This is a genomic window from Lentzea fradiae (assembly GCF_900100955.1).
GTDB lineage: Bacteria > Actinomycetota > Actinomycetes > Mycobacteriales > Pseudonocardiaceae > Lentzea > Lentzea fradiae.
Genome location: NZ_FNCC01000028.1, coordinates 1 through 20,914 on the forward strand (window position 1 = coordinate 1; position 20,914 = coordinate 20,914).

Genomic DNA, 20,914 nt, shown 5'->3' on the forward strand with positions numbered 1-20,914 from the left:
TGCTCAAAGCCGGCCTCTCCGTCGAGGAGCTCGAAGACGGCCTCGAACACCACTCCGGCCTCACCGGCCTGACGGGAACCGGCGACATGCGCGAGGTGCGCGCGGCAGCCGAGAGCGGACACCACGACGCGGTGCTGGCACTGGAGATCTACACCCACCGGCTCCGCCAGGCGATCAGCGCGATGGCCGCCTCGCTCGGCGGCGTCGACCTGCTCGTGTTCACCGGCGGGGTCGGCGAGAACGACGCCACGCTGCGCAACGACGTCGTGAACGGCCTGGCGTTCCTCGGGATCAAGCAGGTCCTCGTCGTGCAGGCCCGCGAGGACCTGGAAATCGCGGGCCGGACACGCGCTGTACTACGTCAGTGAGTCGTGCTCCCGACGTGGACGGCCGAAAGTCAGGATGACCACGAGCCCCAAGAGGAACACCACACCTCCGCCGATGGCCAGACCGATCGCGAGCGGGCGCAGCGCGGGAGCCTCCGCTGCGACGACGAGATGGGTGTCAACCACCCGCGAGCGGTCCGCGTTGAGCACCACGGCGGACCAACTGCCCTGTTGGGCTCGCCAAGTCACCTCTCCGGTGCCCGACGCCGCCCAGAACGTCTGCACGGCCGGGTCAGCCGGCGCGCCGCCATCACGGTGGCGATAGGCCGCCCGCGACCCGGCCGTGCTGACCTCGTCGTGCTCCACATTGGACAGGTAGCGGTTGACGTCGTCCGTCCTGCCGATACCGATGAACACGTCGTCGTCCGCCTTCACCCGGACCTGACCGAGCCAGTCACCGGCGAAGAGCCGGCCCTCGCCGGTCCAGTGCAGCTCGACCGTTCCGAACTCCAGCGCGTACCCGCTGCCACGGAACGACTCCGAGGTGGTGCTCAGGAAGCCCGCGGCGTCCCGCTGCGTGGAGTCCGCCCACAGCCCGGTCAGGCCGACGACCCCGATGCCGCCGCCGGTGATCAGCAGGATGATCCCGACGACCACCGAGGCGATCCTGCCGGAGGGCCAGGACCGGTCATCCGGAGCAGGTGGTGGCAACTGCTCGATCGTCGCGGTACCCGGCTCGTCTCCACCGGAGTCGAACCGGAACGGCGGATAGGTGTCCGTCATCAGCCCCGCGTAGGCCGCCACGCGCAACGCCCAGCGGTCCATGCCGAGCACGAAGTCGAACAGCCCCTGCGGATACCTGCCCGTGAACAGCAACGCGATGCCGGCGAAGAAGGCCACCAAGCCGATGAGGCCGCCGCCGGAGCTGTAGACGGTCTGCCCGGTCTGGTACGCGACGTAGCTGCCGCCGCCGAGGAAGAACCCGACGACCAGGTAGTGCGGGATGGCCAGCAACCACCACTTCACCAGCACCAGACCACGGGAGAGGCGTTCGGGATAGGCGATGTCGAGCGTTGCCGGGTAGTCTGGCTCGGCTCCGAGGCTGAAGGGCGGGTAGCGGTCGGTCGCGAGCGCCCCGTACGCGTAGTAGGCGACGCGCCACGACCAGCGCAGCACGCCCACGTTGAAGTCGAAAAGCGCACGCGGGTAGCGGCCGGTGAACAGGATCGCGAAGAACGCCACCACGCTCACCACGGCGAACCCGAGCCACAGGAACGCCAGGACGACGTAGTGCGGAATCGCGAGGAACCACTTCACCAGCCACAACCACCGGCTCAGTCCGGGATCGAGCCGCGCGTGCACGTGCACCGGGTAGCCGGTGGTGACGGTGGTGGTCATCGTCCTCCTCCTTTACGTCTCGTCGCTCGCGGAGTGCTCGTTCACCGGAATCACGACCACCGGCACCGAGGAGTGCCGCACGCAGTGCATGCTCGTCGACCCCATCACGATCTGGCGCAGCCGATGCCCGGTGTGCGAGGCCACAACCAGCATCGCGGCGCCCTTCGACGCCTCCTCCAAGACCTCGGCCGCGTCGCCGCGCAGGCTGCGCCGATCAACCTCTGGCTGCTCCGCCAAGCCCTCCAGTGCCGCCTTCACAGCGGTCTCCATAAGCGCTTCCGACTCCTGTAACCGGGTCTGCGCACTGGTTTCGTTCCAGTCGACCATCGGCTCGTACGTCCACGCGTGCACGACGTGCAGCGGCGCGAAACAGCCTCGTCGACCGCCCACCGCAGCGCGGCGGCGGAAGCGGGCGTTCCGTCGACACCGACGACGATCGGCGCGTTCTTCGTAGTCATCTCTTCTCCCCGTTGATGCGAATCTCGATCTCCGGCGGTCGCCGGAGCGTGTTGTGGACGGTGCAGTGGTTCGCGACCGCCTGGACCGCTGCCTCCTGTTGCGGTGTCAGCGCGACACCGACGTGCACGGTGATCCGGATCCGGGCCACTCTCGCCGGGCGATCCGCCGCCATCTCGTACTCGGCGGTCACGGTGTGACCGTCGTGGGACAGCTCGTGACGGCGCAGGAAGGTCCCCGTGTAGTGAGCGACGCAGGTCGCGAGCGACGCCACGAACAGCTCGACGGGAGACAGCGCGCGATCGCTCTCCGGTTGATCGGTGTGCAGTTCGTGGGCGCGCAGCCGGAGCATGAACTCGTCGCCACGGACGTGTTGCACGGTCAACCGCTGTTTCGGCGCTGGGGTCATGATGTGTCCTCGGTTCAGGAGCGGTCTGTCACGACTTCAGCGTCTCGAAGCGCGCGCACCGCGGTCAGTGGCCCGGGGCCCGACCGGCTCAGGACCTTCGCCCTCAAGAGGCGAGGTCGGTACCGCGCACGCCGGGCACGGTGCGCACCAGGGCCTCGATCACTCTGCGCTCCGCCTGGTCGAGAAAACCGCCAGTCACCGTGACCTCGCCGTTCTCGACGGAGACCGTCCATCGTGGACTAGCGCTGTACGCGCGCAGTGCCGTCTCCACCCTCGCCGCGAGAACGGCGTCGGCCGGCGTGAGGATGCGCAGCAGGTCGCTTCGGCTCACCACGCCGACGAGCACTTGACCGTCCGTCACGATCGGCAGGCAGCGCAACCGTTGCGACAACATGGTGGCCGTGAGCTCAGCGGGTGACGCGGTCGCGGGAGCGCTGATCACGGTCCCGCGCATCACCCGGGACACCGGGGAGGTCGCCGTCTCCGGGGACATGCCCGCGAGCAGGAGGTCGGCTCCCGAGACGATGCCGACCAGCCTGCCATCGTCGTCCACGACCGGCAGAGCGGAGAACCCGTGGTCACCCAGCACCGCGCTCGCAGCGCGGACCGTGGTGCCGGGTCGCACCGCGATCGCCGGACTGGTCATCACATCTGCTGCGTTCATGTCACCGAGCGTCTTCCTCACGGCAGCGAATCGGCAGTGCGCTAGGCCACGGCGGGACGGTGACGTTGGTCCTCCGTCACTTCGGCGTGCGGACGATCGCGAGCGGGCACGGGGCGTGGTGCACGAGAGCCTGACTGGTCGAACCCAGCAGCATCCCCGCGAACCCTCCATGCCCGTGGCTGCCGACGACCAGCAACTGCGCCTCGGCCCCGAACCGCAGCAGGGCACGAGCGGGCCGGTCCCGCATCACCACGCGGTGCACCTCGACGTCGGGGTACTTCTCCTGCCAGCCGGCGAGACGCTGGGCGAGCAGCCTGCGTCCGTCCTCCTCGACCTGCGCCCAGTCGATCGCGATGCGCGAGGCGTTGTAGACGCTGTCGACGGTGAAGTCCTGCGTCGTCATGACCGCCGTCAGCGCGGCGCCCCTGCCGGAGGCCGTCTCGAAGGCGAACGCCAGCGCGGCCTCGCTGGTCGGCGATCCGTCCACGCCCACCACGACCGGACCGTCCGGCGTCTCGGTGCCCCGCACCACCACCACGGGGCTGTGCCCGTGGGCCGCGAGCGCCACCGCCGTGGACCCGAGCAGCAGACCGGTGACGGTGCCGCGTCCCCGCGAACCGATCACGACGAGGCGGGCCTTCTTGGACTCGTCCACGAGCAGTCCCGTCGCACCGCTGCACTGGAGCTCCGTCGTGACCTCGACGTCCGGCGCGGTCGCCCTCGCCGCCGCGGCGGCTTCGGTCAGCCAGTCACGGCCCTGCCGCTCGAGCAGCCCGCGGACCTCCGGATCGGTGATCACCATCTCCGGGTAACCGGTGACGACCAGGTAGCCGTGCACCAGCCGGAGCGGGACGTGCTGCCGAGCGCACTCGGCCGCGGCCCAGCCGACGGCGGCCAGCGCCGAATCCGAGCCGTCGACACCGACGACGATGGGCGCGGACGGAGCCTTATTCTTGTCGCTACGCGAGCTACCAGTCATGTCGTCCACGATCCGCGCCGCGAGGGGACGCGGGCAGGGCGAACGTGCTCACCCCGTCGAGGACCTTCGTCTCTGCGAACGCCCGTGCCCCCGTAGCACCGTGGAGACATGAGCACCAAGCTGATGGGCAACGTCTGGGCGACCTGGCTGCTCTGGGTGACCGCGGGTGAGTTCGCGGGTTTCCTGATACCGGCAGTGGTGGCCGCACTGACGTCCTCGGGCCCGCTGCTCGTGCTGGCGGGCGTCGTCGAAGGCGTGGTGCTCGGCGGGGCTCAGTGCCTTGTTCTGCGCCGCGTCATCCCCAGAGTGAACGTCCGGGACTGGATCGGCGTCACCGCTCTGGCCGCGGGGCTCGCCTGGGCGATCGCACTGTTCGCTGTGCACAACGAGGAACCGCTTCGTTCACTCCCGCCGGCGGTTCTGCTGCCTCTCGCCGCGATCGCCGGCATCGGCGTCGTGCTGTCCATCGGGATCGGGCAATGGTTCGTACTGCGCCGGCACGTCGACCGCGCGTTCCGGTGGGTTTGGCTGACCGGGGCGGCGTGGTGCGCAGGGCTGCTCGTCTTCGCGACCTTCACCAGCCCTCTGTGGCGGCTAGGACAGCCCACGGTGCTCGTCATCCTCATCGGGGCGGCCGGTGGCTTGCTGATGGCGGCGACCATGGCCTTCATCACCGGCGCGGCGCTCGCCTACCTGCTGGGCAAACCCTGAACCCGAGGCAGAACAGGGCCCTTGGTCCTCGACTGTCACGACCCTTGATCTCTGTGCCCGTCCGTTCCCGCCGCACACGCTGAGGAGCGTCCATCGGCCAGGTGGGCACGGCGAGCGACAGGCTGAGGTGGACGATGGCCACGACACAGCGGAAGCGACCGGCCGATCCGACCGGCACGGGTTCACCGGCCACGCGCTGGGTGATGCTGGGCATGGCGACCCTGGGGTTCGCCGTCAACTTCTGGGCGTGGGCACTCCTGAGCCCGCTCGGCCCGCTGTTCAAGGACTCCCTGGCGTTGAGCTCGTTCGAACAGGCCCTGCTGGTCGCCGTCCCGGTGGTCGTCGGCTCGGTCGGCAGGATCCCGGTCGGAGCGCTCACCGACCGGTACGGCGGCCGCGTGATGTTCCCGCTCGTCTCGGCCGTCACGATCGTCCCCGTCCTGTTCCTCGGCCTCCTCGGGCACTCGTCGCTGGTCGCGCTGCTGGTCGGCGGTTTCTTTCTCGGCATCGGCGGCACCTCGTTCGCGGTGGGGGTGCCGTTCGTCAACGCGTGGTTCCCGCCTGAACGCCGCGGTCTCGCGATCGGCGTCTTCGGTGCCGGCATGGGCGGCACCGCGATCAGCGCGCTCACCACCGTCAGCCTGGTTAAGACGTGGGGAGTCGCCACACCGTTCATCGCGACCGCGATCGTGCTGGCGGTGTACACCCTGACCGCGTGGTTCGTGCTGCGCGACGCTCCTGGCCGCACTGTGCCGGTCGAGTCCGTCGGCAAACGACTCCAGGCGACGGCGCGGTTGGCTGCGACCTGGCAGGCCGCAGCCCTCTACGCGGTCGCGTTCGGCGGGTACGTGGCCTTCTCCGTTTACCTGCCCGCGTACCTGCGGACCGCCTACGGGCTGGCTCAGGCCGACGCAGCCAACCGGATGGCGGGATTCGTGCTGCTCGCCGTCGTGATGCGGCCGGCCGGGGGCTGGCTGTCCGACCGGATCGGCCCCGTCCGGGTGCTGACCGTCGTGTTCGGCGTCGTGACGGCGGGCGCGGTCCTCCAGGCCTTCACACCCACGTTGATGCCGCTCGGCACGATCGCGTTCCTGGCGATGGCCGCCGCTCTGGGTGCCGGCAGTGGCGCCGTGTTCGCCCTGGTGGCGTTGCTCGCGCCCGCGAACAAGGTCGGCTCGGTCACCGGGGTCGTCGGCGCGGCCGGTGGGCTGGGCGGCTTCGTCCCGCCGCTGGTGATGGGCGCCCTGTACGGCGCGGTCTCCTCCTACGCACTGGGTCTCGTGGCGCTCGCCGCCGTTGCGCTCGCCGCTGCCCTCTTCACGGCGACCGCCGTACGCCGAGCGGTTCAGGCCCACCGCGGCTGATCGTCCGCTGCGAACTTCACCAGGGCGTCCTACCGTCAGGCCGGAGCCCTGCCAATCGCGCTTCCCGACTGATTGCCAGGAGGAACCGGCTCGTGAGCACCGAGAGCGACTTCATCGACGCGCTGGTGAGGACCCGGCGGTTCTTCACCCGTGCCGAGGTCTCCGAGGACCTGCGCACAGTGCACCAGATCGGGGGCAGGGCGGCCGACGAGTTCTACCGGGACCGGTGGAGCCACGACAAGGTCGTCCGCTCCACCCACGGCGTCAACTGCACCGGCTCGTGCTCGTGGAAGGTGTACGTCAAGGACGGGATCATCACCTGGGAGACCCAGCAGACCGACTACCCGTCCGTCGGTCCCGACCGCCCTGAGTACGAACCGCGCGGCTGTCCTCGCGGCGCCGCGTTCTCCTGGTACACCTACTCCCCCACCCGCGTCCGCTACCCCTACGTCCGCGGCGTCCTGCTGGACCTGTACCGCGAGGCCAAGGCCCGCACCGGTGACCCCGTCCTCGCGTGGGCGGACATCGTCGACGACCCGGAGCGCTCCCGGCGATACAAGGCAGCCCGCGGCAAGGGTGGACTCGTCCGAGCCTCCTGGGACGAGGCGACGGAGATGGTCGCCGCCGCGCACGTGCACACGATCAAGCGCTGGGGCCCGGACCGCGTCGCGGGCTTCTCCCCCATCCCCGCGATGTCGATGGTCTCGCACGCGTCCGGAGCGCGGTTCGTGTCACTGCTGGGCGGCTCGATGCTGTCGTTCTACGACTGGTACGCCGACCTCCCCGTGGCCTCGCCGCAGGTGTTCGGCGACCAGACCGACGTGCCGGAGTCCGGGGACTGGTGGGACGCGGGCTACCTGATCATGTGGGGGTCGAACGTCCCGGTGACCCGCACCCCGGACGCGCACTGGATGGCGGAGGCGCGCTACCGCGGGCAGAAGGTCGTCGCGGTGGCGCCGGACTACGCGGACAACGTGAAGTTCGCCGACGAATGGCTCGCCGCCGCACCGGGCACGGACGGAGCGCTCGCGATGGCGATGGGCCACGTCGTGCTGAAGGAGTTCTTCGTCGACCGGCAGGTCCCCTACTTCACCGACTACGTCAAGCGCTACACCGACCTGCCGTTCCTCGTGAAGCTCGAACGGCGCGGGAATACGTGCGTCCCGGGCAAGTTCCTCACCGCAGCGGACCTCTACGGCCCGCTCGGCGGGGAGAACGCCGCGTTCAAGACGGTCGTCTTCGACGACGTGAAAGGCACGCCGGTGGTCCCGAACGGGTCACTCGGCTTCCGCTACGGCGACCAGGGCGAGGGGCGGTGGAACCTCGACCTGGGCGACATCGACCCGCGGCTGTCCCTGGAGGGCGCGGACGCGGTCGAGGTCGAGCTGCCGCGGTTCGACGCGGACGGCTCGATGCTGCGCGGAGTACCGGCCCAGTACGTCAACGGGTTCCTCGTCACGACCGTGTTCGACCTCATGCTGGCCCAGTACGGCGTCCGCCGGGAGGGTCTGCCGGGGGTCTGGCCGACGGGCTACGACGACGCGTCCGAGCCGTACACCCCGGCGTGGCAGGAGGCGGTCACCGGTGTGCCCGCGAAGGCCGCCGAGCGCATCGGGCGGGAGTTCGCCGCCAACGCCGAGGAGTCGCGCGGCAGGTCGATGATCCTGATGGGCGCCGGGACGAACCACTGGTTCCACTCCGACACCATCTACCGCGCGTTCCTGGCCCTCACCACGCTGACCGGCTGCCAGGGTGTCAACGGCGGCGGCTGGGCGCACTACGTCGGCCAGGAGAAGTGCCGTCCGATCACCGGCTGGTCACAGCTCGCGTTCGGCCTGGACTGGTCGCGCCCGCCCAGGCAGATGATCCAGACCGCGTACTGGTACCTCCACACCGACCAGTTCCGCTACGACCGGTTCGACTCGCTCGGCGGTAAGAGCACCCACGAGCTCATCGCGCAGTCCGCGCGTATGGGCTGGATGCCGTCGTACCCCACCTTCGACCGCAACCCCCTGGACCTCGCCGATGACGCCGAACAGTCAGGTCGTCCGGCCGCGGACCACGTCGTCGACGAGCTGAAGTCGGGCCGGCTGCGGTTCGCGTGCGAAGACCCGGACGCGCCGGAGAACTTTCCGCGCGTGCTCAGCGTGTGGCGCGCGAACCTGCTGGGCTCGTCCGCCAAGGGCAACGAGTACTTCCTCAAGCACCTGCTCGGCACGGACTCCTCGTTGCGCGAGGACGACGTCGGCGCGCCGACCGGCAAGCTGGACCTGCTGCTGTCGCTGGACTTCCGGATGACCAGCACGACGATCTTCTCCGACGTCGTGCTGCCCGCGGCCACGTGGTACGAGAAGCACGACCTCAACACCACGGACATGCACCCGTTCGTGCACTCGTTCAACCCGGCGATCTCACCGCCGTGGCAGACCAGGACGGACTGGGCGGCGTTCCAGGCCATCGCCGAGGTCTTCAGCACGCTTGCGGAGAAGCACCTGGGCGTGCGCAAGGACATCGTCGCCACGCCTCTGCTGCACGACACCCCGGACGAGCTCGCGAACCCGCACGGTGTCGTCCGCGACTGGAAGGCCGGAGACTGCGAGCCGGTCCCCGGCGTCACCATGCCGCGGCTCACCGTGGTGGAACGCGACTACACCGCCATCGCGGCCAAGATGAGCGCGCTGGGACCACTCGCGGACAAGCTCGGCGCGACCACGAAGGGCATCACCTACGACCTCGGCCGCGAAGTCGATTACCTCACCCACAAGAACGGCACCATCCGCGGCGGACCGGCGGACGGACGTCCCTCCCTCGTCCGCGACGTCCACGCGTGCGAGGCGATCCTCGCCCTCTCGGGCACCACCAACGGACACCTCGCGACGCAGGGCTTCAAGAAGCTGGAGAGGCGCACCGGCACGGAACTCGCCGATCTGGCCGCCGAGCACGAAGGCAAGCAGATCACGTTCGCCGACACCCAGGCAGCACCGGTCCCGGTGATCACCTCGCCGGAGTGGTCGGGCTCGGAGACCGGCGGGCGCCGGTACTCGCCGTTCACGATCAACGTCGAGCGCCTCAAACCGTGGCACACGCTGACCGGTCGGCAGCACTTCTTCCTCGACCACGACTGGATGACCGAGATGGGAGAGCAACTGCCGGTGTTCCGGCCACCTCTCGACATGACGGCGCTGTTCGACGAACCCGCCATCGGCGACCAGGGCGCGGAAGGGCTCACGGTGCGGTACCTCACCCCGCACTCCAAGTGGTCGATCCACTCCGAGTACCAGGACAACCTCTTCATGCTCAGCCTCTCCCGCGGCGGGCAGACCATCTGGATGTCCGCGGAGGACGCGGCGAAGATCGGCGTGGCGGACAACGACTGGATCGAGGCGGTCAACCGCAACGGCGTCGTCGTGGCGAGGGCGATCGTGTCGCACCGGATGCCGGAGGGCACCGTGTACATGCACCACGCCCAGGACCGCCTGATCGACGTGCCCCGCAGCGAGACCTCCGGCAAGCGCGGCGGCATCCACAACTCGCTGACGCGGCTGCTGATCAAACCCAGCCACCTCATCGGCGGCTACGCCCAGCTGTCGTTCGCCTTCAACTACCTCGGCCCGACCGGGAACCAGCGCGACGAGGTCACCGTGATCCGGCGCCGCGGCCAGGAGGTGACGTACTGATGCGAGTCATGGCACAGATGGCGATGGTCATGAACCTCGACAAGTGCATCGGCTGCCACACCTGCTCGGTCACCTGCAAGCAGACCTGGACCAACCGCTCCGGCGTCGAGTACGTGTGGTTCAACAACGTCGAGACACGTCCTGGACAGGGCTACCCGCGCACCTACGAGGACCAGGAACGCTGGCTCGGCGGCTGGACCCGCACCCGGCGCGGACGGCTCACCCTGCGGTCCGGCGGCAGGCTGCGCAAGCTCCTGACCATCTTCAGCAACCCGAAACTGCCGAGCATCCAGGACTACTACGAGCCCTGGACCTACGACTACGACATCCTCACAACCGCGCCGCTGCAAGAGCACACACCGGTCGCCCGGCCCCGTTCGCTGATCACCGGCGAGCACACGAAGATCGAGTGGTCGGCCAACTGGGACGACAACCTCGCCGGTGCACCCGAGCTCGCGACGCGGGACCCGTTGATCAAGGGCATCGAGGACAAGGTCCGGTTCGAGTTCGAGCAGACCTTCATGTTCTACCTGCCCCGCATCTGCGAACACTGCCTCAACCCGTCGTGCGCCGCGTCGTGCCCGTCCGGGGCGATCTACAAGCGCACCGAGGACGGCATCGTGCTCGTCGACCAAGACCGCTGCCGCGGCTGGCGCATGTGCGTCTCAGGCTGCCCCTACAAGAAGGTCTACTTCAACCACCGCACCGGCAAAGCCGAGAAGTGCACCTTCTGCTTCCCGCGCGTCGAGGTCGGGCTGCCGACCGTGTGCGCGGAGACGTGCGTCGGCCGGCTGCGGTACATCGGGCTGGTCCTCTACGACGCCGACAAGGTCCTCGCGGCTGCGTCTGTCGCGGAGGAGCACGACCTCCTCGAAGCCCAGCGCCAGGTGTTCCTCGACCCGCAGGACCCCGACGTCGTGCGGGCGGCCGAGCAAACCGGCATCCCGCGGGACTGGATCGAAGCGGCACAACGGTCACCGATCCACGCGCTGATCAACACCTACCGCGTGGCGCTGCCACTGCACCCGGAGTACCGCACCATGCCGATGGTCTGGTACATCCCGCCGCTGTCCCCCGTCGTGGACGTCATCCGCGACACCGGCCACGACGCCGAGGACCACGGCAACCTGTTCGCCGCCATCGACGCGTTGCGCATCCCGGTCGAATACCTGGCCAGGCTGTTCACCGCGGGCGATCCCGAGCCGGTGAACTCGGTGCTGCGCAAGCTGGCGGCAATGCGCAGCTACATGCGGGACATCAACCTCGGCCGCGAACCACGCGAGGAGATCGCGGCCGGAGCAGGCATGACCGGAGAGCAGGTCTATGACATGTACCGGTTGCTGGCGCTGGCCAAGTACGAGGACCGCTACGTCATCCCGCCCGCGCACGCCGAACAGGCGCACGGGCTGGAGGAGCTGGCGACCGAGTGCAGCCTCGACTACGACGGCGGTCCCGGCATGGGCGGCTCCGGCCCGTTCGGGGAGAGCTCCGGCGGAGTCTCCCCCATCGCCGTCGAGAACTTCCGGATGCTGCGAGACCGTCAGTCCAGCGACACGATGGCAGCCCCCGACGAGAAAGCCCACCGCGTCAACCTCCTCAACTGGGACGGCAAGGGCCGCCCGGAAGGGCTCTTCCCACCGAGGAGGCAGCCGTGATCGCGTGGCAGATCCAATCCCTGCTGATGAGCTATCCCGACGCGCAGCTCCTCAGCCGCACACCTCTCCTCCGCCGTGCCGCCGAGACGTTGCCGGTCACGATCGGCGCTCCGTTGCCGAGGTTCCTCGACCACCTCGACCGCACACCGCTGACCGAACTCGAAGCCGACTACGTCGCGACGTTCGACCACCGCAAGAAGTTCAGCCCCTACCTGACCTACTTCGCGTACGGGGACACACGCAAACGCGGGATGGCGTTGCTGCGGTTCAAGCACGCCTACCGAGCGGCCGGCCTGGAACTCGACGACAGCGAACTGCCCGACCACCTCTCGGTCGTGCTGGAGTTCGCGGCGACCGGCGACCCCGTTCAGGGACAACGGCTTCTCGTTGAACACCGCGCCGGTCTCGAACTGATGCGGCTCGGTCTCCAGGAGGCCGGATCGCCCTACGCCGCGGTGCTCGCGTCAGTCTCCGCCACGCTGCCTCCCCTGCGCGGGCACGACCGCGAGGCCATCGCTCGCCTCGCCGCGCAGGGACCGCCGGAGGAGGAGGTCGGCCTGGCGCCGTACATGCTGGAGGGAACCCGATGACCGCACTCCAGATCCTGCTGTGGGTCGCCCTGCCCTACGTGGCGATGGCCGTGTTCGTCGTGGGCCACATCTGGCGCTACCGCTACGACAAGTTCGGCTGGACCACACGTTCCTCCCAGCTCTACGAGAACCGGCTGCTGCGATTGGGCAGTCCGCTGTTCCACTTCGGCATCCTGTTCGTGGTGCTGGGCCACATCGGCGGTGTGCTGATCCCGAAGTCGTGGACCGAGGCTGCCGGGATCAGCGAGTCCGTGTACCACGCGCTCGCCGTGACGCTGGGTGTCATCGCCGGGGCGATGACACTGGCGGGAGCGGCGATCCTCGTCTACCGCAGGCGCACCGTCGGACCGGTCTTCTCCGCCACGACGCGCAACGACAAGGCCATGTACGTCCTGCTGGTCGGCACGATCGTGCTCGGCCTCGGCACCACCGTGCTCGGCAACCTGACCGACCACCCGCACGACTACCGCGAGACCGTCTCGCCCTGGTTCCGCTCGATCTTCTACTTCCAGCCGAAACCCGAGCTGATGGCCCAGGCACCGCTCGGGTTCCAGCTGCACGTGCTCTCCGCGTGGGCGCTCGCCGCCTTCTGGCCGTTCAGCCGCCTCGTGCACGTCTTCTCCGCCCCGGTGGGCTACCTGACCCGCCCGTACATCGTCTACCGAAGCCGGGACGCCCACCTGGGCACCCGCTCACCCCAGCGAGGATGGGAACGTACGACATGACCGAACACCCCGCCGTCACCCAGCTCGACGCCCTGGCAGGCGACCTGCTCGACCAAGCCCGCACCACCTCGGCCAAGCGAACGGCCAGGACCCTGGTGACCGGAAGCTCCCTTCGTGCCACCCTGATCGCCTTGGCCGAAGGCTCCGAGCTGGCCGAGCACGACGCCCCCGCCGCTGCCACGCTGCAGGTCGTCACCGGCCGGGTCCAGCTGTACACGAGCGAACACGAGCAGACGGTCGAAAATGGCCAGCTCGCCGTCATCCCGCCACTGCGGCACGGCCTGAAGGCGCTGGCAGACTCGGTCGTCCTCCTGACCGTCGCTCTCCGCTGACCGGGCTGGGCCGGGACCATGGTCCCGGCCCTGTCACCGCCCGGGGTCTCTGTCGCCAGAACCGCCACAGGACGACCGTGGAGGTATGAGACCTGGCGCAGTGATCGAAGAAACCTCACTCCGGGCGGCCGGCTCCGCGTGGCAGGGCTTCCGCCCAGGCCGGTGGGCCGACGAGATCGACGTTCGCGACTTCATCCAGGCCAACTACTCGCCCTACACCGGAGACTCGGCCTTCCTGGCCGGCCCGACCCCGCGCACGACCGCGCTGTGGAAGCGGCTCACGACGATGTTCGTGGACGAGCGGGCCCGCGGCATCTACGACGTCGACACGCACACCCCGTCGTCCATCACCGCCCACGCACCCGGCTACATCGACCGCGAGCACGAGCTCATCGTCGGTTTGCAGACCGACGCGCCCCTCAAGCGCGCGATCATGCCGCAGGGCGGGCTGCGCATCGTGGAGTCCGGCCTCAAGACCTACGGCTACGAGCTCGACCCGCAGGTACGGAAGATCTTCACCCAGTACCGCAAGACGCACAACGACGGCGTCTTCGACGCCTACACCGCGGAGATCCGCCGAGCCCGCAAAGCCGGCATCATCACAGGACTCCCCGACGCCTACGGCCGCGGCCGGATCATCGGCGACTACCGTCGTGTCGCGCTCTACGGCGTCGACCGGCTGATCACGGCGAAGGAGGCCGAGCGGGCGGCGCTGGACGAGCTGTGGTCCACGGAGGACGTGATCCGCGACCGCGAAGAACTCGCCGAGCAGATCCGTGCGCTCGAGGAACTGCGGCAGATGGCCGCCTCCTACGGCCACGACATCTCCGGGCCGGCCACCACCGGCCGTGAAGCGGTGCAGTGGCTCTACTTCGCCTACCTCGCCGCCGTGAAGGAGCAGAACGGCGCCGCCATGTCGCTGGGCCGCACGTCGACGTTCCTCGACGTTTACCTCCAGCGCGACCTGGACGAAGGACGGCTCACCGAGAGTGAGGCGCAGGAGCTCGTCGACGACCTGGTGATCAAGCTGCGCATCGTCCGGTTCCTCCGTACCCCCGAATACGACCAGCTCTTCTCCGGCGACCCGACCTGGGTCACCGAGTCCATCGGCGGAATGGGCTCCGACGGCCGCCCGCTCGTCACCCGCACGAGCTTCCGGTTCCTGCAGACCCTCTACAACCTCGGCCCCGCGCCCGAACCCAACCTGACCGTCCTCTGGTCGTCCCACCTGCCCGAGGGCTTCAAGCGGTTCTGCGCGAAGGTCTCCATCGACACCAGCTCCATCCAGTACGAGAACGACGAGCTGATCCGTCCGCGCTTCAGCGACGACACCGCCATCGCCTGCTGCGTCTCCGCCATGCGCGTCGGCGAGCAGATGCAGCTGTTCGGCGCCCGCGTCAACCTCGCCAAGGCCCTGCTCTACGCGATCAACGGCGGCCGCGACGAAATCTCCGGAGTCCAGGTGGCACCGGCCTCCCCGCCGCTCACCGGCGAGTACCTCGACGCCAACGAGGTGCGTGCCGCGTTCGACAGGATGACCGACTGGCTGGCCAAGACCTACGTCGAAGCGCTCAACATCATCCACTCCATGCACGACAAGTGCGCCTACGAACGCATCGAGATGGCCCTGCACGACCACCCCGTCCAGCGCCTGCTCGGCTGCGGCGTCGCGGGCCTCTCGGTCGTCGCCGACAGCCTCTCCGCCATCCAGCACGCCCGAGTCAGGGTGATCCGCGACGAGACCGGCCTCGCCGTCGACTACGCCGTCGAGGGTGACTTCCCCAAGTACGGCAACAACGACGACCGAGCCGACGCCATCGCGGTGGACCTCGTCGAGGACTTCATGACCAAGGTGCGCCGCTACCCCGCACACCGCGATGCCGTGCACACCCAGTCCGTCCTCACCATCACGTCGAACGTCGTCTACGGCAAGCACACCGGCAACACCCCGGACGGCCGCCGCGCCGGCGAACCGTTCGCACCCGGAGCCAACCCGATGAACGGCCGCGACAAGCACGGCTTGGTCGCCGCCGCCCTGTCCGTCGCCAAGCTCCCCTACGACCAGGCCCAGGACGGCATCTCGCTCACCGCGAGCATCACGCCCACCGGCCTCGGCCGCACCGCCGACGAACAGGTCACCAACCTCGTCGGCGTGCTCGACGCCTACACCGACGCCGGCGGGTTTCACCTCAACGCCAACGTCCTCAACCGCGAAACCCTGCTCGACGCCATGGCACACCCCGAAAACCACCCGCAGCTGACGATCCGCGTCTCGGGCTACGCGGTGAACTTCATCCGCCTCACTCCCGAGCAGCAGCGCGACGTCATCAACCGAACCTTCCACGAGTCGCTGTGAACACCGGGTCGGTCCACTCGTGGGACATCGCCACCTCGGTCGACGGACCGGGTACCCGCTTCGTGCTCTTCCTGAGCGGGTGCCCGCTCCGCTGCCTGTACTGCCACAACCCGGACACGTGGCACATGCGCGACGGCCATCGCATGACCGTCGACGAGGTCGCCGCCGAGATGAGCAAGTACGTCCGTTTCATCAAAGTCGCCGGCGGCGGCATGACCATCAGCGGCGGAGAACCACTGCTGCAACCGGCCTTCACCGCCGCGCTCTTCCGCCGCGCCAAGGAGCTCGGCCTGCACACTGCGCTCGACACCTCGGGGTTCCTCGGCGCGCGAGCCTCGGACGAACTGCTCGCTGACACCGACCTCGTCCTGCTCGACATCAAGTCGTGGGACCCGGCGACCTACCGGCGCGTCACCCGCGGCGAGGTGGCACCCACTCTCACCTTCGCCCGTCGGCTCGCCGACATGGGCAAACCCATGTGGGTGCGGTTCGTCCTCGTGCCAGGCCACACCGACGACCCGGCCAACATCGAGGGCATCGCCCGGTTCGTCTCCACGCTCGACACCGTGGAACGCGTCGAGGTGCTGCCGTTCCACAAGCTCGGCGCACCGAAGTACGCCGCTCTCGGCATCCCGTTCCCGCTCGAGAACACCCCCACCCCCGACGCCGAACTGGTGCGGCGAGTCCGCAGCCAGTTCTCTGATCGCGGCGTGCCGGTGCACTGATCCCAGCATCTTCAAGCCGATAGGAGGGCACCATGACCAGCAGCAGGGCACAGCGCGGCGGCTACCTGTTGGACACGAGGTTATGCGGCGTGGGTGAGCGTAGCGGGTGTCGGGGTGAGGCTGTTCTCGAAGTCGATCGGGGATTTCTGGCCGAGGTGGGAGTGGCGTCGCCGGGTGTTGTAGCGGTGTGCCCAGCCGAACACCGCCAGCCGTGCTTGCGTTGCGGTGCCCCAATTCGGGGCGCCTTGGAGGGTTTCGCGTTTGAGGGAGGCGTTGAGGCTTTCGGCGGCGGCGTTGTCGGCGGAGCTGCCCACCGCGCCCATGGACCGGGTCACCCCGGCGGCCCGGCAGGCATCGGCGAACGCCGTGGCACCGTATTGGGCTCCGTGGTCGCTGTGGAAGATCGCCCCGGCCAGGCTGCCCCGTGTCCGCTCGGCCGCGTGCAGGGCGTCGAGAACGAGGTCGACGCGCATGTGGTCGGCCACGGCCCAGCCGGCCAGGCGGCGTGAGCACAGGTCCATCACGCTGGCCAGGTGGAGAAACGTGCCGCCGGCGATGGGCAGGTAGGTGATGTCGCCGACGTAGCGGGTGTTGGGGGTGTCGGCGGTGAAGTCGCGTCCGAGCAGGTCAGGGACCTTGGCTGTCGCCGGATCGGCGACGGTGGTGCGGTGCCGGCGGCGCAGCCGCACCCCGGCCAGGCCGATCCCGCGCATCACCCGGGCCACCCGCTTGTGGTTGACGTGGTGACCGGTGTCGTGCAGTTCGGCGGTGACCCGCGGGACACCGTAAGTACCGTCCGATTCCCGGTGGATCACCCGGATCCGCGCGGCCAGACGCGCGTCGTCCGCAGCCCGGACCGCCCGCTCGGGCGCGGTGGCCTTCCAGTGGTAGAAGCTGGACCGGGCGACCCCGATGACCTGGCACAACCGCTTCACGCCATGCTGGCGCTGGTAGTCGGCGACGAACTGGAAGCGGTTCACCAGCGCGTCTCCCCGGCGAAATACCTGGCCGCCTTGCGCAGAATGTCCCGCTCCTCCTCCAGCTCACGGACCCGCCTGCGCAGTACGGCGTTCTCGTCCTCCGGCGAGGCAGGCGCCGGGGTACTCGGGGTGGTGGCGGGTGAGGCGGTGCGCTGCGCGTCGTCGAGCCTGATCCAGTTGCGCAGCGTCTCGTGGTTGACGCCCAGGTCATCGGCCACCGATTTGATCGTCACACCGGGTCGGGACCGGTAGAGCGCGACCGCCTCGGCCCGGAACTCCGGCGGATACTGCTTCATCACCATCGGTACGGGACTCCTGTCCACCCGGATCGTCAGGATCCAAGTGTGTCTGGTGTCCAACATCCAGGGTCAAGTCCCGGTCTCCTTGGCGAAGAAAGCTGTGGCCCGTTTGAGGATCTCCACGTCCTCGCGCAGCCGCCGGTTCTCCCGCCGCAGGGCAGCGAGCCCGGCCTTCTCGTCGCTGCTCAGCCCGCCGTCGTCGCGGGTCCCGGCGTCGCGCTCGGCCTGGCGGACCCACTCGCGCACGGCGGTCTCGGTCAGGTCGAAGTCCTTCGCGACCTGCGCGATCGAGCGGTCACCACGCTGGCACCGCTCGACGATCTCCGCCTTGAACTCCGGGGTGAACGCACGACGAGGACGCCGGGGCTTGTTCGAAGCCCATGGTCTTCATAAGGACATCCAGGGGCAAAAACCCTGATCTCAGATGTCCGTCGAAACGGGTCAGGCCCACCGCGGAGCAGCACCGACGCTGCGGACAGCACCTTCCACGTCACCTTGTACCGCTCTCAGCCGGGGAGAGATGCGCTGCCGCGATGACTTTTCGAGCGGCACAGGTCCGCGAGGCGGTAAAGGTGCGGTATGTCCACACTAAAACTCCAGTTCGTGACCTGTTGACTCTGCACGAGCCGGGCGGCAGGCTCTTGCGAATGCCGGTTCAGGCCGACAACCAGGGGGAGTTCGCGTTGGGGGAAGAGGGCCACCATGGCCAGGCGACGCTGCGGTCCGCCTGGTGATGGGGCAGCCGCACGAGTACGTGCGTCGGGAGTTGGTCGAACCGGACTGGCGGCGGTTTCCCGGCTGGGCGCACGTGACCGAGGCGCAGTGGCGCGACGCCCAGTGGCAGCGGGCGCACTGCGTGAAAGACGCCAAGCAGCTGGCGCAGGTGGCCGGCGGGTTGTTGACGGACAGGTTCTACGACGACCTCGCCGCGGACCAGGAGGCGTTCGCGACGATGTCGATGCTGCTGCCGCCGCACGTGCTCAACACCATGGCGGTGGACGCGCGGCTCGTGCCGGAGGCGTTCACGGACACCTTCCTCGCGGACCCGGTGCGCCGCTATATGCTGCCGGTCGCCTCGGACCGCGATGCGCGCTGGCCGTCGCATCCGCACTCGCAGCGGGACTCGCTGCACGAGGCGGAGATGTGGGTCGTCGAGGGCCTGACTCACCGATATCCCACCAAGGTGCTGGCGGAGATGGTGTCCACCTGCCCGCAGTACTGCGGGCACTGCACCCGCATGGACCTGGTCGGCAACAGCACGCCGTTGATCGACAAGCACAAGCTGTCACTCAGGCCGGTCGACCGCCAGGACCAGATGCTCGACTACCTGAGGAAGACTCCTGGCGTCTGCGACGTGGTCGTGTCCGGCGGCGACGTCGCCAACGTCCCGTGGCCGCAGCTGGAGTCCTTCGTGCTGCGGCTGCTGGACATCGAGACGGTCCGGGACGTCCGTCTGGCCACGAAGGCGCTGAGCGCGCTCCCCCAGCACTGGCTGCAGCCGCACGTGGTCGAGGGCCTGGAACGGGTTGCCCGCACCGCGTTGCAGCGGGGCGTCAACCTGGCGATCCACACGCACGTCAACCATGTGCAGTCCGTGACGCCGCTGGTGGCGGAGGCGACGCGGACGGCGCTGAGGGCGGGAGTGCGGGACGTGCGCAACCAGGGTGTGCTGATGCGCGGGGTCAACGCCACGCTGGCCGACCTGCTGGATCTTTGCTTTGCCCTGCAAGGGGAAGCGAACATCCTGCCGTACTACTTCTACCTGTGCGACATGATCCCCAACGCCGAGCACTGGCGCGTGGCCGTGTGGGAAGCGCAGGAACTGCAGCACGCGATCATGGGCTATCTCCCCGGCTACGCCACGCCGCGGATCGTGTGCGACGTGCCGTACGTGGGCAAGCGGTGGGTGCACCAGCTCGCCGAGTACGACCGGGAGCTCGGGATCTCGTACTGGACCAAGAACTACCGCACCACCGTCGAGGCCGACGACCTGCGGGCGCTGGACCGGCGCTACCCCTACTACGACCCGATCTCCACACTCGGAGAAACCGGCCAGAAGTGGTGGGAAGACGCGGTAACTGCTGGTCAGGCGCTCGCCCGCTGAGGACTTCCGGTGATTTGTGGACAACGCGAGACAGTCGTGCATACGATGGCGACACTGGGCTGGGGATTATGACTGATCACGTGCAGGGAGATATGGCACCGCAACTGGGGTACCGCCGCAACAATTCGTGCCGCATCCGTGTTCTCGTAGCGACATGACCGCACTGGCACACAGGCTGGATGAGGTCGAACGCTCATTCAGCCCGACTCCACTCGTGCCCGTGGCCGACGGGAAAGTAGATCTGCACGCAAAGCTGGAGTTCTGCAACCCCACCGGCAGCTCGAAGGACCGGTCAGCTTTCTGGATTCTCAAACGCGCGGTCGAGCGCGGTGAGATCACCTCGTCCACGACGGTGGTCGAATCGTCTTCGGGCAATTTCGCGATCTCCATGTCGTCGTTCTGCCGCACACTCGGCATCGGATTCGTCCCGGTGATCGACCCGAACTGCAACGCCGCCACGGAACACTATTTGCGGGCGGCCTGCGACCGCGTCGAGAAGGTCACCGAACGCGACAGCTCCGGCGGGTTCCTGTTGAGCCGGCTGGCGCGCGTGCGGGAGCTCGAAACGGCCCTGCCCGGCTCCTACTGGCCCAACCAGTACGCCAACGCCGACGCGGCGGAAGCGCACTTCCTGCTGACCGGCGGGGAGATCGCGGGAGCGCTCGACAACCTCGACTACGTGTTCGTCGGGGTCAGCACCGGCGGCACGGTCGCGGGCCTGTCACAACGCTTGAAGAAAGAGTTTCCGCAGGTCAAGGTCATTGCGGTCGACACGGAGGGCTCAGTGGTCTTCGGTCGGGAGCCGCAGGCGCGCAAGCTGCCAGGGCTCGGGTCGAGCATCGTGCCGCCGCTCGTGGCGACCGCCGAGATCGACGACGTGGTGATCGTGAGCGAGCACGAGGCGGTCCGCGGCTGCCGGGCCCTGCTGCGCCGCTCCGGTCTCTTCACCGGAGGCTCGACCGGCAGCACCTATGCCGCGGTGCAGCGCTACTTCGCGGACCGCGACAATTGCGCCGGACGGCCGAGTGCGTTGTTCCTGTGCGCCGATCGCGGAACGGCCTATGCGGAGACCGTGTACAACAACACGTGGGTGACAGAAGCCTTGGGCAAGGAAACGCGCATATCGGCGACAGTGGCCGGCTGACCTGGAGGGAAAACTTGTCC

At 68.6% G+C, this 20,914-nt stretch carries 17 protein-coding genes and 2 pseudogenes; 12 read left to right on the plus strand and 7 right to left on the minus strand.

Annotated features, from left to right (window positions below; translation table 11 throughout):
• Positions 1 to 368: pseudogene (locus tag BLT23_RS38640) on the plus strand (acetate/propionate family kinase); the annotation flags it as partial.
• Here BLT23_RS38640 and BLT23_RS38645 read toward each other — a convergent pair.
• The 5 genes from BLT23_RS38645 to BLT23_RS38665 all read right to left on the minus strand — a co-directional run bounded on the left by BLT23_RS38645 (position 357) and on the right by BLT23_RS38665 (position 4,232).
• Positions 357 to 1,724 carry a DUF4389 domain-containing protein gene (locus tag BLT23_RS38645; protein WP_090060194.1) on the minus strand — a complete coding sequence of 456 codons (1,368 nt, stop codon included), beginning with the start codon at positions 1,722 to 1,724 and terminating at the stop codon, positions 357 to 359. The pseudogene BLT23_RS38640 and the gene BLT23_RS38645 overlap by 12 nt on opposite strands.
• Before the next feature lie 12 nt (positions 1,725 to 1,736).
• Positions 1,737 to 2,051, minus strand: coding sequence for a universal stress protein (locus BLT23_RS38650; RefSeq protein WP_245744588.1), 315 nt, complete (start codon positions 2,049 to 2,051; stop codon positions 1,737 to 1,739).
• Positions 2,052 to 2,178: 127 nt separating this feature from the next.
• Complete coding sequence (locus BLT23_RS38655; RefSeq protein WP_090060197.1) at positions 2,179 to 2,589, minus strand: OsmC family protein; 411 nt, start codon at positions 2,587 to 2,589, stop codon at positions 2,179 to 2,181.
• 103 nt (positions 2,590 to 2,692) lie between these two features.
• Entirely contained in the window at positions 2,693 to 3,253 is a 561-nt protein-coding gene (locus BLT23_RS38660) for a CBS domain-containing protein (protein WP_090060200.1), read from the minus strand.
• 76 nt (positions 3,254 to 3,329) lie between these two features.
• Positions 3,330 to 4,232 (minus strand): universal stress protein, encoded by a 903-nt coding sequence (locus BLT23_RS38665; RefSeq protein ID WP_090060245.1) that lies wholly within the window; start codon positions 4,230 to 4,232, stop codon positions 3,330 to 3,332.
• 108 nt (positions 4,233 to 4,340) lie between these two features.
• Between BLT23_RS38665 and BLT23_RS38670 the strand changes: the two genes are divergently transcribed.
• The 9 genes from BLT23_RS38670 (at position 4,341) to pflA (ending at position 16,367) form a co-directional block, all read left to right on the plus strand.
• Positions 4,341 to 4,943, plus strand: a complete 603-nt coding sequence (locus BLT23_RS38670) for a hypothetical protein (protein ID WP_090060202.1) — start codon at positions 4,341 to 4,343, stop codon at positions 4,941 to 4,943.
• Between the two features lie 134 nt (positions 4,944 to 5,077).
• On the plus strand, positions 5,078 to 6,307 hold the full coding sequence (locus tag BLT23_RS38675) for an MFS transporter (RefSeq protein ID WP_090060248.1): 1,230 nt from the start codon (positions 5,078 to 5,080) through the stop codon (positions 6,305 to 6,307).
• 92 nt (positions 6,308 to 6,399) lie between these two features.
• A complete protein-coding gene (locus tag BLT23_RS38680; RefSeq protein ID WP_245744589.1) occupies positions 6,400 to 9,984 on the plus strand; it encodes a nitrate reductase subunit alpha in 3,585 nt (1,194 codons plus the stop codon).
• The gene (gene narH, locus BLT23_RS38685; RefSeq protein WP_090060205.1) at positions 9,984 to 11,639 is read left to right on the plus strand and encodes a nitrate reductase subunit beta; all 1,656 of its coding nucleotides are present in this window, start codon (positions 9,984 to 9,986) and stop codon (positions 11,637 to 11,639) included. The genes BLT23_RS38680 and narH overlap by 1 nt, the downstream gene beginning before the upstream one ends.
• Before the next feature lie 26 nt (positions 11,640 to 11,665).
• The gene (gene narJ, locus BLT23_RS38690; protein WP_090060254.1) at positions 11,666 to 12,229 is read left to right on the plus strand and encodes a nitrate reductase molybdenum cofactor assembly chaperone; all 564 of its coding nucleotides are present in this window, start codon (positions 11,666 to 11,668) and stop codon (positions 12,227 to 12,229) included.
• A complete protein-coding gene (narI, locus tag BLT23_RS38695; RefSeq protein ID WP_090060208.1) occupies positions 12,226 to 12,954 on the plus strand; it encodes a respiratory nitrate reductase subunit gamma in 729 nt (242 codons plus the stop codon). Before narJ ends, narI begins: the two co-directional genes overlap by 4 nt.
• Positions 12,951 to 13,286 carry a cupin domain-containing protein gene (locus tag BLT23_RS38700; RefSeq protein WP_090060211.1) on the plus strand — a complete coding sequence of 112 codons (336 nt, stop codon included), beginning with the start codon at positions 12,951 to 12,953 and terminating at the stop codon, positions 13,284 to 13,286. Before narI ends, BLT23_RS38700 begins: the two co-directional genes overlap by 4 nt.
• A gap of 85 nt (positions 13,287 to 13,371) precedes the next feature.
• Complete coding sequence (pflB, locus tag BLT23_RS38705; protein ID WP_090060213.1) at positions 13,372 to 15,642, plus strand: formate C-acetyltransferase; 2,271 nt, start codon at positions 13,372 to 13,374, stop codon at positions 15,640 to 15,642.
• Positions 15,639 to 16,367: a pyruvate formate-lyase-activating protein gene (gene pflA, locus BLT23_RS38710; protein ID WP_090060217.1), complete on the plus strand. Its 729-nt coding sequence runs from the start codon at positions 15,639 to 15,641 to the stop codon at positions 16,365 to 16,367. The genes pflB and pflA overlap by 4 nt, the downstream gene beginning before the upstream one ends.
• Positions 16,368 to 16,447: 80 nt before the next feature.
• Here the strand turns inward: pflA and BLT23_RS38715 are convergent.
• A protein-coding gene (locus BLT23_RS38715; RefSeq protein ID WP_090060220.1) for an IS3 family transposase occupies positions 16,448 to 17,649 on the minus strand; the annotation gives its coding sequence in 2 pieces (ribosomal slippage) (positions 16,448 to 17,358 and positions 17,358 to 17,649; 1,203 coding nt in all).
• Between the two features lie 66 nt (positions 17,650 to 17,715).
• Positions 17,716 to 17,997 (minus strand): annotated as a pseudogene (locus BLT23_RS38720) (transposase); the annotation flags it as partial.
• Positions 17,998 to 18,379: 382 nt separating this feature from the next.
• Here BLT23_RS38720 and BLT23_RS38725 point away from each other — a divergent pair.
• Positions 18,380 to 19,750, plus strand: a complete 1,371-nt coding sequence (locus tag BLT23_RS38725) for a KamA family radical SAM protein (RefSeq protein WP_090060225.1) — start codon at positions 18,380 to 18,382, stop codon at positions 19,748 to 19,750.
• A gap of 154 nt (positions 19,751 to 19,904) precedes the next feature.
• Positions 19,905 to 20,894, plus strand: a complete 990-nt coding sequence (gene sbnA, locus BLT23_RS38730) for a 2,3-diaminopropionate biosynthesis protein SbnA (RefSeq protein WP_090060228.1) — start codon at positions 19,905 to 19,907, stop codon at positions 20,892 to 20,894.
• The last annotated feature ends 20 nt before the right edge of the window (positions 20,895 to 20,914 follow it).

What these genes read in the sequence shown, in the direction of transcription:
- BLT23_RS38660 (WP_090060200.1), bottom strand. Translation starts at nt 3,253, where the DNA reads ATGAACGCAGCAGATGTGATGACCAGTCCGGCGATCGCGGTGCGACCC.
- narH (WP_090060205.1), top strand. Translation starts at nt 9,984, where the DNA reads ATGCGAGTCATGGCACAGATGGCGATGGTCATGAACCTCGACAAGTGC.
- BLT23_RS38665 (WP_090060245.1), bottom strand. Translation starts at nt 4,232, where the DNA reads ATGACTGGTAGCTCGCGTAGCGACAAGAATAAGGCTCCGTCCGCGCCC.
- BLT23_RS38645 (WP_090060194.1), bottom strand. Translation starts at nt 1,724, where the DNA reads ATGACCACCACCGTCACCACCGGCTACCCGGTGCACGTGCACGCGCGG.
- BLT23_RS38725 (WP_090060225.1), top strand. Translation starts at nt 18,380, where the DNA reads ATGGGGCAGCCGCACGAGTACGTGCGTCGGGAGTTGGTCGAACCGGAC.
- BLT23_RS38650 (WP_245744588.1), bottom strand. Translation starts at nt 2,051, where the DNA reads ATGGTCGACTGGAACGAAACCAGTGCGCAGACCCGGTTACAGGAGTCG.
- BLT23_RS38655 (WP_090060197.1), bottom strand. Translation starts at nt 2,589, where the DNA reads ATGACCCCAGCGCCGAAACAGCGGTTGACCGTGCAACACGTCCGTGGC.
- pflB (WP_090060213.1), top strand. Translation starts at nt 13,372, where the DNA reads ATGAGACCTGGCGCAGTGATCGAAGAAACCTCACTCCGGGCGGCCGGC.
- BLT23_RS38675 (WP_090060248.1), top strand. Translation starts at nt 5,078, where the DNA reads ATGGCCACGACACAGCGGAAGCGACCGGCCGATCCGACCGGCACGGGT.
- BLT23_RS38700 (WP_090060211.1), top strand. Translation starts at nt 12,951, where the DNA reads ATGACCGAACACCCCGCCGTCACCCAGCTCGACGCCCTGGCAGGCGAC.
- sbnA (WP_090060228.1), top strand. Translation starts at nt 19,905, where the DNA reads ATGACCGCACTGGCACACAGGCTGGATGAGGTCGAACGCTCATTCAGC.
- narJ (WP_090060254.1), top strand. Translation starts at nt 11,666, where the DNA reads ATGAGCTATCCCGACGCGCAGCTCCTCAGCCGCACACCTCTCCTCCGC.
- narI (WP_090060208.1), top strand. Translation starts at nt 12,226, where the DNA reads ATGACCGCACTCCAGATCCTGCTGTGGGTCGCCCTGCCCTACGTGGCG.
- BLT23_RS38670 (WP_090060202.1), top strand. Translation starts at nt 4,341, where the DNA reads ATGAGCACCAAGCTGATGGGCAACGTCTGGGCGACCTGGCTGCTCTGG.